This is a genomic window from Nitrosomonas sp., assembly GCF_043753625.1.
Taxonomy (GTDB): Bacteria; Pseudomonadota; Gammaproteobacteria; order Burkholderiales; family Nitrosomonadaceae; genus Nitrosomonas.
This window is the reverse complement of record NZ_JAYUWI010000137.1, coordinates 16261-28633: the sequence shown is the minus strand read 5'-3', so window position 1 is coordinate 28633 and position 12373 is coordinate 16261. Positions and strand designations below refer to the sequence as shown.

The 12373-nt window shown below is 44.4% G+C and carries 9 protein-coding genes and 1 pseudogene; all 10 read left to right on the top strand.

Annotated features, from left to right (window positions below; translation table 11 throughout):
* Positions 1-505 precede the first annotated feature (505 nt).
* The 10 genes and pseudogenes from ACH10T_RS11750 to ACH10T_RS11705 all read left to right on the top strand — a co-directional run bounded on the left by ACH10T_RS11750 (position 506) and on the right by ACH10T_RS11705 (position 12285).
* Positions 506-2701, top strand: coding sequence for an LPS-assembly protein LptD (locus ACH10T_RS11750; protein WP_394809461.1), 2196 nt, complete (start codon positions 506-508; stop codon positions 2699-2701).
* Between the two features lie 46 nt (positions 2702-2747).
* Complete coding sequence (locus tag ACH10T_RS11745; RefSeq protein WP_394809460.1) at positions 2748-4070, top strand: peptidylprolyl isomerase; 1323 nt, start codon at positions 2748-2750, stop codon at positions 4068-4070.
* Positions 4071-4072: 2 nt separating this feature from the next.
* Positions 4073-5080: a 4-hydroxythreonine-4-phosphate dehydrogenase PdxA gene (gene pdxA, locus ACH10T_RS11740; RefSeq protein ID WP_394809459.1), complete on the top strand. Its 1008-nt coding sequence runs from the start codon at positions 4073-4075 to the stop codon at positions 5078-5080.
* A complete protein-coding gene (gene rsmA, locus ACH10T_RS11735; protein ID WP_394809458.1) occupies positions 5070-5834 on the top strand; it encodes a 16S rRNA (adenine(1518)-N(6)/adenine(1519)-N(6))-dimethyltransferase RsmA in 765 nt (254 codons plus the stop codon). The genes pdxA and rsmA overlap by 11 nt, the downstream gene beginning before the upstream one ends.
* A gap of 142 nt (positions 5835-5976) precedes the next feature.
* Positions 5977-7239 carry a hypothetical protein gene (locus ACH10T_RS11730; RefSeq protein ID WP_394809457.1) on the top strand — a complete coding sequence of 421 codons (1263 nt, stop codon included), beginning with the start codon at positions 5977-5979 and terminating at the stop codon, positions 7237-7239.
* A 183-nt stretch (positions 7240-7422) separates the two neighbouring features.
* Complete coding sequence (locus ACH10T_RS11725; RefSeq protein WP_394809456.1) at positions 7423-8160, top strand: hypothetical protein; 738 nt, start codon at positions 7423-7425, stop codon at positions 8158-8160.
* Positions 8161-8698: 538 nt separating this feature from the next.
* The gene (locus tag ACH10T_RS11720) at positions 8699-9241 is read left to right on the top strand and encodes a hypothetical protein (RefSeq protein WP_394809455.1); all 543 of its coding nucleotides are present in this window, start codon (positions 8699-8701) and stop codon (positions 9239-9241) included.
* A 322-nt stretch (positions 9242-9563) separates the two neighbouring features.
* Positions 9564-9930 (top strand): annotated as a pseudogene (gene tnpA, locus ACH10T_RS11715) (IS200/IS605 family transposase).
* 378 nt (positions 9931-10308) lie between these two features.
* A complete protein-coding gene (locus tag ACH10T_RS11710; RefSeq protein ID WP_394809454.1) occupies positions 10309-11583 on the top strand; it encodes a tyrosine-type recombinase/integrase in 1275 nt (424 codons plus the stop codon).
* Positions 11584-11682: 99 nt separating this feature from the next.
* Positions 11683-12285 carry a DUF4202 domain-containing protein gene (locus tag ACH10T_RS11705; protein WP_394809453.1) on the top strand — a complete coding sequence of 201 codons (603 nt, stop codon included), beginning with the start codon at positions 11683-11685 and terminating at the stop codon, positions 12283-12285.
* The last annotated feature ends 88 nt before the right edge of the window (positions 12286-12373 follow it).

Sequence of the window (12373 nt, the reverse complement as noted above, 5' to 3'; positions counted from 1 at the left end):
ATGGCCATGGCAATTTCTCTTTGATGGGTTTGTTTGGGTCAGTATGCGCTTTATAATAGAGAAAATCGGGTTTGGCTGAAGAATCTTTCTAATCAGGTGATTATTTGCTCCGCATTATTGGAGTAATTTAAGCTCGATTGCCCTGGATGTGACGCAGAGAACAAGTAAACTGCTTGGATATTTAGAAAGAATAGATAATCTTCCATCTTCGCAATCTAAATTCTGTTCTTCGATAGATAAGCTACTGGAAGAAATAGTATAATGCTATCTTCGCCGATGCGAATAAGTATATTCATCAATTATTGGTATGGTTATATAGTAGACAGATAAGGGAAAAGGGAGCATGAATAATTGAACCAGCTAGACAGACGTTACCGCACAGTGCGAATTTACTTCATTTTAAATTCAATCAGTTTTGTACGATGAAACAAATTGATCGATTTGAGATAGTGATAGCAGGGATAATTTGTATCAGCTTGCTGTATCCCGCAAAAATAGTCTCGTAATGAATATGCAATTCTTGCAGAATATATTCGTTTTAGCTCTGTTGTTTATACTGCCGCTAACCAGTCAAGCGAATGAATTATCCGTTAAACCCGAGCACGAACAAAAGCCAATAATCAAACCGCAAAAGAAACCGGTGCAGATCGAAGCCGATCGTATTACAGGCTATTACAAGCAGGAAATTGAAGCAGTCGGCGATGCGGTATTACATGATGGCGATAATGTACTCACCGCGGATCGCATGAAATACTATCAACAGACTGAAGATACCGAAGTTGAAGGAAATGTACGCCTGGAGAGACCTAAAGATACTTTGAAAGGTGCACATCTTCAGCTTAATCTGAAAACTGAAGAAGGCTATCTAACAGAGCCGCGTTATTTAATGAAAAAAGGGAAGGGGCGTGGTGTCGGCGACATGCTGTTATTTGAAGGTAAAGACAATTACCGGTTGAAGGAAACCAATTACACTACTTGTCCGGAAGGTGACAATGGTTGGCATATTCGTGCCAGAGAGCTGGAAATTGATAACAAAAATGAAGTAGGCACCGCACGTCATGTTAGCGTTGTATTTAAAGATACGCCCATACTGTATTCGCCTTGGATAGATTTCTCCTATAGTGGCAAACGCAAATCAGGAATGCTGGCACCTGTTGCGGGCTATAATGTAAAAACCGGGTTTGATGTCGCGCTTCCGTTTTATTTAAATATTGCACCCAACATTGATGCCACCATAGCGCCACGTATTATGACTGAGCGTGGTTTCCTGCTGAGTAACGAAGTGCGGTATATCGGCAATAAGAATATGAATGGCCACCTGCAGTTCGATTTTCTTCCGCATGATATCCACACCAATCAAACCCGCTGGGGTGTTTTATTCACACATACACAAAATATTGGGAAAGGCTGGCAAGGATTTCTTAATTACAACCAAGTTTCGGACGATCGTTATTTTCGTGAGCTTACGCCCAATCTTGCCCAAACCAGCTTGACCAACTTGTCGCAACAAGGCGGAGTCTCTTATAACGGCAGATTAGGAACAAACGGGGCAGTGAGTTTCACCGGATTTGCGCAACGTTTTCAAACAATCCAGGATCCATTGGCGCTGTTTGTATCTCCTTATGAACGGTTGCCGCATTTTTCCATGAATGCCATTAAGCGCGATGTAGGGAAGCTGGATTTTGAGCTCAACAGTAGCTGGACAAATTTTTATCATCCTACCCTCGTTGATGGAAAACGCTTTGTATTCTATCCCAGTGTCAGTGCGCCATTACGCAATGAATATGGCTACATTACGCCTAAAATCGGCTTGCACTATACGCAATATAGTTTGGATACACCGGCAGGAAATAAAGGGGAAAATATCGATCGTGCCATTCCGATTTTTAGCGTAGACAGCGGTATTGCATTTGATCGGAAGTTACAATTAGGCGACAGGAGTTTTGTTCAGACTCTAGAGCCGCGCATATTTTATACCTATGTGCCATACCGGAATCAAAACTATCTGCCGAATTTTGATTCGGCGGTTAATGACTTTAGTTTTGCGCAAATGCTCACTGAAAATCGATTCAGCGGCAGTGATCGCATTAATGATGCCAACCGTGTTACAGTCGCATTGACATCGCGTTTCGTTGAACAAGAGACGGGAATTGAGCGTTTACGGCTTGCAATAGGGCAACAAGTTAATTTTACCGACCCCAGAGTATTACTCCTTCCTCCCCAGGTTACCAGCGGAAAATCGGATTTTATTGCGGCTATTTCAGGGCGTTTGACACCCCATATTAGTACCGATTCCAACATTCAAATGGATGAATCCAAATTATGGATTGAGAAGGTGCGAACCGGTATCAGCTACCAACCGGAACCGGGCAAGGTACTTAATCTTGGTTACCGGTTTACACGTAATGTTCTGGAACAGATGGATACTTCATTTCAATGGCCAATTACCGGGAATTGGCACGGCGTTGCCCGGGCAAATTATTCGCTGAAAGATGACAAAATCCTCGCAGGATTGGCAGGTTTTGAGTATAACGCATGTTGCTGGGCTTTACGGTTTGTCGTACAACGGCTGACAACGGCAACGCAAACCACAACCACCGCAGTTTTTGTGCAACTGGAATTGAAGGGCCTAATGGGAATCGGCAATAATCCATTGCAGGCGCTGCAACAAAGTATTCCGGGGTATACCAGCGTTCACTGATCATTGACTTGCCACGCCAATCGTATTCATCAAGTATCATCAATCTATGCATAACAGAAACTATTCCTGCATTTTTCTATTACTCATTGCATTTCTATCTGCTCATGTTATTGCACAAGAATCGGAGTTTATTCCAGCTGCAAAATCGATTGATTATATCGTGGCGGTTGTCAATGAGGGTATTATTACCCGTCAAGAACTTGATGAAGCCATCAAAATAGCTATCGGTAGACTGCAGCAGCAAGGCGCTCAATTGCCTAATCAACAAACATTAGAGAATCAGGTACTCGAATCTTTAATAAGCAAACGTATTCAATTACAGCATGCAAAGGAAGTGGGATTGTCAGTCGGTGAAAGTGAACTGGATGAGACCATACTCCGTATTGCTGAGGAAAATAAATTGTCTTTGCCGGAATTTTATGTGGTGTTGGAAAAGGATGGAATCAGTTATAACAAGTTCCGCGATGAGATCCGCGAGGAAATGATCATGGCGCGAATGAAGGAGCGGGAGATTAAAAATCAGGTGAATGTGACGGAAGGAGAAGTTGATAATTTTCTGCATACCCAGGAAACCTCCGCCGAAGGTAATGATGAATACCGTCTTGCGCATATCTTGATATTAGTATCAGAAAATATGAATTCCGCCCAAATCCAGCAAAGAGCCGAGCGCGCCGATATGGCGCTGAAGAAACTGAAAGAAGGGGTGGAATTTGCGCAGGTGGTTGCTGAATTTTCCGATGCCGCCGATGCTAATCAAGGCGGGATCATTGAATGGCGCCCGATTACCCAAATGGGGCCCGCATTTGCCGAATTATTGACACCCTTGCAACCGGGGGATGTGACACAAGTAGTCCAAAGCCCGAATGGTTTTCATATTTTCAAACTGCTTGGCAGACGTGTTCAGGAAGTGCCGACAGTGATCATTGATCAGACGCATGCGCGGCATGTATTGATCAAAATTAACGAACTGACTTCAGAAAATGATGCCAGACTAAAAATTATTCAGATTAAAGAAAGACTTGGTAAGGGCGAGGATTTTGCGGAAGTAGCTAAACTGTATTCCGAGGATACCAGCGCGTCATCCGGTGGTGATCTGGGTTGGCTTTCGCCGGGCGATACCGTGCCGGACTTTGAGCGGGCGATGAACGCTCTGCTACCGGGTCAAGTCAGTGATCCGGTCAGATCACAATTTGGCTGGCATGTAATCCAAGTACTGGAACGCCGTTCGCAAGATATCAGTCTTAATCGGCGCCGGCAGTCAGCCCGTCAAGCAATACGAAATCGCAAATCTGATGTTGTTGTTCAGGAATGGCTACGGCAATTACGGGATCAAGCCTATGTGGAGCATCGTTTAGATAGCGATCATTGAACATGAGTAATAAATTCATTCCTAAATTAGTGCTGACTGCTGGCGAGCCCGCAGGAATCGGCCCTGATTTATGTGTGCAAATTGCACAGCAGCCGCTGTCATGTAATCTGGTGGTCATCGCAGACAGTGAATTGTTGCGGGCACGTGCGCAGCAACTCAAGCTTCCGTTGAGGCTGATTGATATCTCAGTCACTACGCCCAGTCAACATGAAGCGGGCAGCTTGCAAGTTCTGCATGTCCCCTTAGCGGAAACGGCTATACCAGGAACACTGAATCCGGCTAACGCAAGCTATGTTTTATCCACACTGGAACGTGCTGTTGAAGTCTGTCGATCCGGTGAATTTGACGGCATGGTCACAGCCCCGGTACATAAAGGCGTGATTAATGATGCGGGCATTCCCTTTACCGGACACACAGAGTTTTTGGCAGAACTGACGCATAGTGCGGTAGTTATGATGCTGGTGGGTGGAAACATGCGCGTGACGCTGGCGACAACGCATTTGCCGCTCAAGGATGTGGCTGCGGCGATCACGCCGGACAGCATCGAAAGCAAGTTACGTATTATTCAGCGTGATTTAATCACCCGTTTTATGCTGGATAATCCGCGTATAGTTGTCGCGGGACTCAATCCGCATGCGGGTGAATCCGGTCATCTGGGGCGTGAAGAAATCGATGTCATTATTCCTGTGCTCAATAAATTGCGTGCTGAGGGGATGCAGTTGATCGGCCCTGTTCCGGCGGATACTTTGTTTAGTCCCTCACAACTCAAACAATATGATTGTATTTTTACCATGTATCATGACCAGGGACTACCGGTTTTGAAGCATGCCAGTTTTGGCGGCGGTGTTAATGTTACCTTAGGATTGCCCATTATCCGTACCTCGGTTGATCATGGTACTGCACTGGAACTGGCCGCAACAGGGCGTGCGAATCCCGGCAGCTTGTTGACCGCAATTGAAATGGCCGCGCAACTAGCTAAAAACCATGCGTTGTTTCTTCATGCACCATAACCCGCGCAAACGTTTTGGCCAGAATTTTTTAGTTGATCAGCAGATCATTGCGCAAATCATCCATGAAATTTATCCGCAAAAGGGTGAGCGAATCATTGAAATCGGGCCGGGCCTCGGTGCGCTGACACGCCCTTTGCTGCAAGTGCTGGATCATCTGGATGTTGTGGAAATCGATCGTGATATTGTAGTCAAGTTGGAGAAGGAATTTCCGCAAGAAAAATTGACCATTCATGCAACCGATGCGCTGAAGTTTGACTTTTCTGCTTTGGGTGAGAAACTGCGTATTATCGGTAATCTGCCTTACAACATATCTACGCCTTTACTGTTTCATCTGAGTCAATTCCCAGAACAGATCTTGGATATGCACTTCATGCTGCAAAAAGAAGTTGTGGAGCGTATGGTGGGAACGCCATCAACGCCGGACTATGGACGTCTCTCTGTCATGTTGCAGTACCGCTTTGATATGGAGCATGTTTTTAGCGTTCCGGCAGAATCTTTCCGTCCGATACCCAAAGTCGAATCGGCCATCGTGCGGATGATTCCACGTTCTCAATCATCTCGTGCCATTAAAGATGAAGCATTATTTGCACAAATAGTTTTAGCAGCATTTTCGCAACGCCGCAAAACACTTCGCAACACATTGCATCATTTTTTGAAGGCGGAAGATTTTAGTGCTCTGGATATTGATCCAGGGCTGCGCGCTGAGAACTTGTCAGTAGAAAAATTTATCGCAATTGCAGATTTTCTGACCTGAATAGCTCACCATTATCTTTTGCTTGCGTGCATGGCTTGTGGCAGAGAATAATTGATAAGATGGCATAATGAGAGGACAGCCACCAGGATTATTTGCGCAAATATTTGTTTCATGACACAACACTCATCTTTGGAGGGTATGAATGATTCGACATCTGTACATACTTCTTGGGCTATTCATACTATTCGCGTTTTCTGCCTGTGCAACCAAAACACAAGAAAAGAAAACGATTGATTCAACGGATAAGACCAAGATCTCAACCCCTTTTGAACAACTCTCCTTTAAATCGGAAGGGAAAACGGTTTTTGAGGATGAGGGGAAATTCATCCTGATTGAAGGAAGCAAATGCATGCAGCGGGATAATGGTGCAGAAGCCGCAACCGTGCTGCAATGGATCGAAATGCCCGGCTACGTGGATAGTGCGACCGTCGTGCTGAATGGCTGGGATCTGCGTTATCTGCAAAAAGATCGCGAAGTGAACTCGATGAAAGCCGACATTATCCACAGCAAGCTAGTTAAGAGCGCAGGTTCTTCCTTCCTGGTGTTTGAAGTACAAGGCAAACTGGATGACCAGAATCGCGCCGATGCATACGAGTTCTGTGTATTTTATAGCGGATTCGGCTATCGCTCGGTTTGGTTTGATGCCGCGATTGAATGGGATTACAACGGTATTGAAGCATCGGCGCAGCAGAATAAAACTCAAGGCGCAGTGGCTACTGTGGAGAACCTGGGAAGCAAAGGCACACTAAAGGGCAATGATGTGATTGCAATCATTCCGCGCGGATTTGATTTTCAGTTTGATGACACCTTCGAATGCGAATTACGTTTCCCCCCCTGCAAATGGGCGGATCGCGCCGATTATCGTTTGCTGCAAGCTGCCTACAGCCTGTCTCAAACCGGCGCTTCGCCTAACCGGGACGGCAGTCCGCACTGGGTCACTCAAACCATTTTCAAAGATAACGATACGCGCACACACCGCATTAAAACACGCGCCGCCCAGATTCGCGGCAGCAGCGTCAAATTGCGAGCAGACTTCCTGGCACTAAATCCCCGCGCCGGGAAAACCAATAACTGCCGCAAAAATACCGATGGCATTGTTCGCACCCAGACATTCCGTATCAATGATTTACCCTACGACTATGCCGTGCCGATGCTGACCGGCTGGGATCTCTCCTACGAATGCGAGCATCAGCAAGTGCAACGGGTAGGCATCTGGATCCATGACATCCACTTCAATCCGAACGCCAACAGCTTGGAATACAAAGTATCGTCCATTCTGCGCGACCAGGATGGTGCACCCAGCTTCAACGCCGCGCACCGCATCACGGTATTAGGACTCAACCGTCTGCCTTCGTCAGAGCAACACCGGACACCTAAAATTGAAATCAAGCTCAGGGAACATTGATCGATCATTTAAGCGGGTTTCTTAAAAGTTCTGCGTCATACATTCCATGTTTTTGTCATCCTGAAAGTTAATCGATGATTAACAGCAAAATAATTTATTTTTGTTATGGCCACACGGCAATTTGCAGTTTTGATAAGACATCGAGAGTCGTATATATTACGTTGTACCTATTAGGGAGTGGCGATGCCAAAAACAAGAATAACTGTTGCATCTGTTGGGCACATGCCTGCCGACTTCAATAGACAGAAATTAAAAGAATGGGACTCATCCGTATTTGAAATAGCCGACGATATAGAAAGCTACTCACTTACCTGTGATTCGGACGGTCTCGAGTGGGAATTTACCGACGAGGCACTGGAAGATGTTCTACCGAAAAAATTTAATGGTGATTTCTTAATCGCCATAGTGAACGTGCCAATAGAACTTAATTGGTATGCACGCTGCCTCTCCGAAAATAGAGTGGTTTTTTCATTTCACGAAATCAAAGAAATTCTTAGGTTCTCGAATATACCACTTAAAAATGTCATCTGTCGGCTCTTATACGCGTATACGCTGTTATACAAGCGAAGCGGTAACCGCATTCCAGAAGCTGCGAAAAACACTAATTTTACTCATGACGAAACACGCGGCTGTCTATTCGACATGAACGGAATCAAAACAGATGTTGTTTACTCCTGCCACAACCCGGTTATTTGTCCGGATTGTGTGGAACGGCTTAGGCGCGAGAAAGTCACTGACGAAACAATTGCAAAATGTCAGAAAGAGATTCAGCGAATTCGAAAGACACTGTTTTACAGGATCACTGATTTTATTAAACTGCACCCTCTGTGGTCATTGGCAATGTCCGCAGCGACAGCAATAATTTTAGGTGCATTAGGTTCTGTGCTTGGCTCCTATGTGTACGAGGTAATCATAAAGTAACAAGCATAACCCGTCATCAACACGCAAAAAAAGAAGCACGACTAAACTACCACCTACTCAGAACAGCAAGGGGGCAAACCAAGAAGAATGAGCGCATACTGCGGACTATGACAAAATCACTCCGATTAGTCTGTTGATTTCAAGATTTTTCACCGTAATCAATTACCTATCATCTATTCTGTCAAATACACTGATCGCCAGCAATGTTCAGCTATGGAATCGGCCCCCGACACCTCTATTCGGGTGATAACTTAGCCGCATCGTTTTGCAGTTTTCATATATTGGCAATGATTCATTTGATTAAATTTATGATATGGTTTGGTAAGTAGTTCGTCTGAGCAGACGCCCGGTGATTTTAAATTTTTTCTGACTTACCCCGAGGTAACCAGAGAATTTTTTAGGTAATCTTATTTAGCTGGCGGGCGTAGTGTGTCGGCAGGTGATGTCATGATGATTCTCGGCTTGCTTCAGACGCTGATATCATTGACGTTGGGCTATGCGTTTAAGATTTATTCCAATTCGCGCAATAGGAGTTGAAATGACTGGATACACCACTTTAATCAAATTCGCACTCTGGGCAGCGCTGATTATTGCCTGCACTTGGTTTGTTTGGCACATGGCCGGGACCATCCACGACAATATTTATGAAGATGGGCGCCTGGCTGAACGCGCAGTATGGGAAAGTAAGGAAGCCATTCGCAGCAAAGAGCTCGCGAAAGCAATAGCCGATGCCGCCCAAGCGATGGCCGCAGAACATGAAAAACAAGTTAATGGACTTACCGGAGCATTAAACAATGAAATCAAAGCAAAAGATAAGTTGTCTCGTGATCTTGCTGATATCAACCGCACTAATCGCGGGCTGTGGATCGATGCAAAAAACTGCAGAAATAGTGCCAATGAAACAACAAGAAAAACTGAGAGTGCCGGCATCAGTGGTGGCGAAACCGGTCGAGTCAGACTTCCCAGCCAGGTTGAAAAAGATCTTTGGGAACTCGCCGCAGACGCGCAGCGAGTAGTTATTCAGTATGAGACATGCCGGCAAACATTAATCCCGTTGGTTGAAGTTGTTCCGGATAGTTGAAGAAATAGTAATTGGATTGAAGGAGGCTGTTTGAGTCATGTTATGGCATGACTCAAACGCTTTAACCCATATCATTGCTGTGAGCAAGAACCAAGGCTTTCCATAAAGTGCCGCAAGGCTACATCTGTTCAGCATCTTGCTAGAATATCGCGGTGCATGAGTTGCCGTTTTGGATTCCTAATGCTAAGAGATGGAGAGGGTAATAGAAATGATTGTTTTCGTGTTCTGTCCAGCAATTACACGGTTGGAATTAACGTAACAGTACTTATAATTGGCGTTCGACAGCTATAACTCAGTGAGGAGGCCCCCGGCTTTGCCGGGGCTGACCTATACGACGGTCATTGAGAATCCAAGATGGGATTGTAAGTGCCCTGTGGTATTCATTCCGAAGAAGCGTAGGAAGCGAAAATTGTAGAAGGGCACATTATGTCGGATCACGTGCACATGTGCATCAGCATTCTGCCGAAATATGCGGTATCGAACGTGATGGGGTACATCAAGGGGAAGAGCGCAATTGCAATAGCGAGGAGCTTCGGCGGCCGAGTAAAGAATTTCACTGGCGAGGTTTCCTGGGCTCGAGGGTATTTTGTTTCGACGGTCGTCGGGCTTGATGAAGGGGTAGTCAGGGCGGATATCCGCAACAAGAGCATGAGGATGAACGCTACGACCAAATGAGATTGGAGGTTTAGCCCCCTTGGGCGGCTCATGGTTTATGACACCTTTGAGGCGCTCACCCAATAAGCATCTGGCTTTTCCGGAGGTAATTTAACTTATAAAATACCGATATAATTCAGGTCTATGTATTACATGTATATTATGCATAGAAATGAAGAAAATTTCAGAATTTCTACAAGCATCTGTTTAACTGGCGTCCCCAACGAGATTCGAACTCGTGTTACCGCTGTGAAAGAGCGTTATATTGCGATAGTATGTACGTTATTGGATGTTGTTGTTTAATCATATATTGATGTATATATTGATAAAAACAAAATTTATATCTATACTGATCCAATACAATCCCAGAGCATACATTACGCACAGATTACGCACGGATTATTGGAGAGGGCATGGCAAGATCAGCAAGAAACTCAAAATTAGACACTAGAACAGCACGACTCAAATTGCCAGAAGGCGTTCGTATATATATTACTGTTGGTGAAGGTTTTGCGCTTGGTTATAGACGGACTACCAAAGGCTATGGAACATGGGAAGTTCGGTATCGAATAAATGGAAAATATTTATATCAAGCTTTAGGTAATGCCGATGATTACCAAGAGCCTGATGGAGTAGAAGTTTTTACTTATTTTCAAGCCCAAGACAAAGCAAGAAAGATTGTAGAGCAAGTTAAATGCAGTAGCGGAATAATAATTAAACCAATTACAGTTGAAGACGCAACTGCTGCATATTTAAAGTGGTATGAGGTAAATCGCAAAGCATATAAAGAAACAAAAAACACCATAGATGCTCACATTCTGCCTACTTTTGGGAAAATTCTTGTTATTCAAATAACTACCAATCAGATCAAACATTGGCATCAGAAATTAGCCATAACGCCACCGCGCAGGCGTACTCAAGCATCGCTCAAACAGAAATTTGGTGATGTCCCGAAAACCGATCAAGGAAAGCGCTCTCGCAAATCAACTGCCAATAGAATACTTACTGTGATGAAAGCAATACTTAACAAAGCATTTAATGATGACTTCGTGAAGGACGATACGCCTTGGAGAAAGGTAAAGCCATTTCCAAATACTGACGAACCAATAACGCGTTTTTTAACAACTGTCGAATCAATAAGACTGATAAATGCCAGTCCTGTTGATCTGCGGGAACTTATTAAGGCGGCGTTATTTACCGGCGCCAGATTCGGGGAGTTGGCTAGACTTCAAGTGAAACACGTCAACATTGATAGTGGTATGATCTACATCACGCCAGAGGCAAAATCAGGTAAGGGACGGCATATACCACTTCATTCAGATGCAATTGATTATTTCCAAAGTCTCATTGCGGGAAAAGTTGGGAAAGATCGCGTCCTTGTCAAGATTGATGGTAAGTTATGGGGTAAAAATCATCAGGTTAGACCGTTGTTAGAAGCATGTAAGGTGGCTAAGATTGAACCATCAATTAGCTTTCATGAGCTACGTCATACTTATGCATCAATGCTCGCACAACTTGGAGTTGATCTTCTTATAATCTCAAAATTGCTAGGCCATGCAGATATTAGGATTACTAGCAGACATTACGCTCATCTTTGTGATAAAACCCTAAAGGACGCGGTGGATAAATTGCCGAGCTTTGGGCATATTAAAGATGAAAAAGTCGTGGCTATTACTCTAACCGCATAATAGCAATTAACTACCAGCGCGTTATTTTTCAAATATTTCTTAGGAAATATATTTTAATAATTCATCGCTTAACAAATACCAAACCGACAAACTATCTATATGACCAAGCAATGCTTCGGCAAAGCAAAAGAGTTGATCGACGCAGCGAATAGTGAAGACCCGAACCGGGAAACTATTGAAGGGAAAGATTGGCCGAAAGAACTACTTTATTCTCGTCGCATGTTAGATATGCTCGAACGATATGCACCTGATGCCGATGATGCAATGAAACTGGCGGTGAGTGCTCAACACATCCAACGCTGGAAATCGCCACGCAGCGGTTATCCGATGAATCGAAAAGGCTATTATCAGTGGCGTGCTGAGCTATACAAATTTCATGCTGACACAATTGCCAATCTGCTCGTAAGAGCTGGATATGAAAATGAATTTATTGCTCGTGTAACACAGGCCGTTGGGAAGAAATCGCTTAAAGCCAATCCGGACACCCAGCTATTGGAAGATGTTGCCGGGCTGGTTTTCTTCGAACATTATCTGCTTGATTTCGCTGGCAGACACCCTGAATACGACGAACAGAAATGGGTTGATATCATTCAAAAAATCTGGAAGAAAATGTCCGCTCAAGCCCACCAATTCTCACTCGCTGGACATTTCAAATTGCCGGATTCAATGGATCCGCTGATCAGGAAAGCAGTATCTGAATAAATCAGGGTTCTGTTGCACTAGCAAATATGCAGGTTCTTATATTGACTATTTGATCATTTGATATGGGAATCTTCTTCCTTATCAGACG

Coding starts and splice junctions, on each gene's coding strand:
- ACH10T_RS11750 (WP_394809461.1), top strand. CDS start 506: ATGAATATGCAATTCTTGCAGAATATATTCGTTTTAGCTCTGTTGTTT.
- ACH10T_RS11745 (WP_394809460.1), top strand. CDS start 2,748: ATGCATAACAGAAACTATTCCTGCATTTTTCTATTACTCATTGCATTT.
- pdxA (WP_394809459.1), top strand. CDS start 4,073: ATGAGTAATAAATTCATTCCTAAATTAGTGCTGACTGCTGGCGAGCCC.
- rsmA (WP_394809458.1), top strand. CDS start 5,070: ATGCACCATAACCCGCGCAAACGTTTTGGCCAGAATTTTTTAGTTGAT.
- ACH10T_RS11730 (WP_394809457.1), top strand. CDS start 5,977: ATGATTCGACATCTGTACATACTTCTTGGGCTATTCATACTATTCGCG.
- ACH10T_RS11725 (WP_394809456.1), top strand. CDS start 7,423: ATGCCAAAAACAAGAATAACTGTTGCATCTGTTGGGCACATGCCTGCC.
- ACH10T_RS11720 (WP_394809455.1), top strand. CDS start 8,699: ATGACTGGATACACCACTTTAATCAAATTCGCACTCTGGGCAGCGCTG.
- ACH10T_RS11710 (WP_394809454.1), top strand. CDS start 10,309: ATGGCAAGATCAGCAAGAAACTCAAAATTAGACACTAGAACAGCACGA.
- ACH10T_RS11705 (WP_394809453.1), top strand. CDS start 11,683: ATGACCAAGCAATGCTTCGGCAAAGCAAAAGAGTTGATCGACGCAGCG.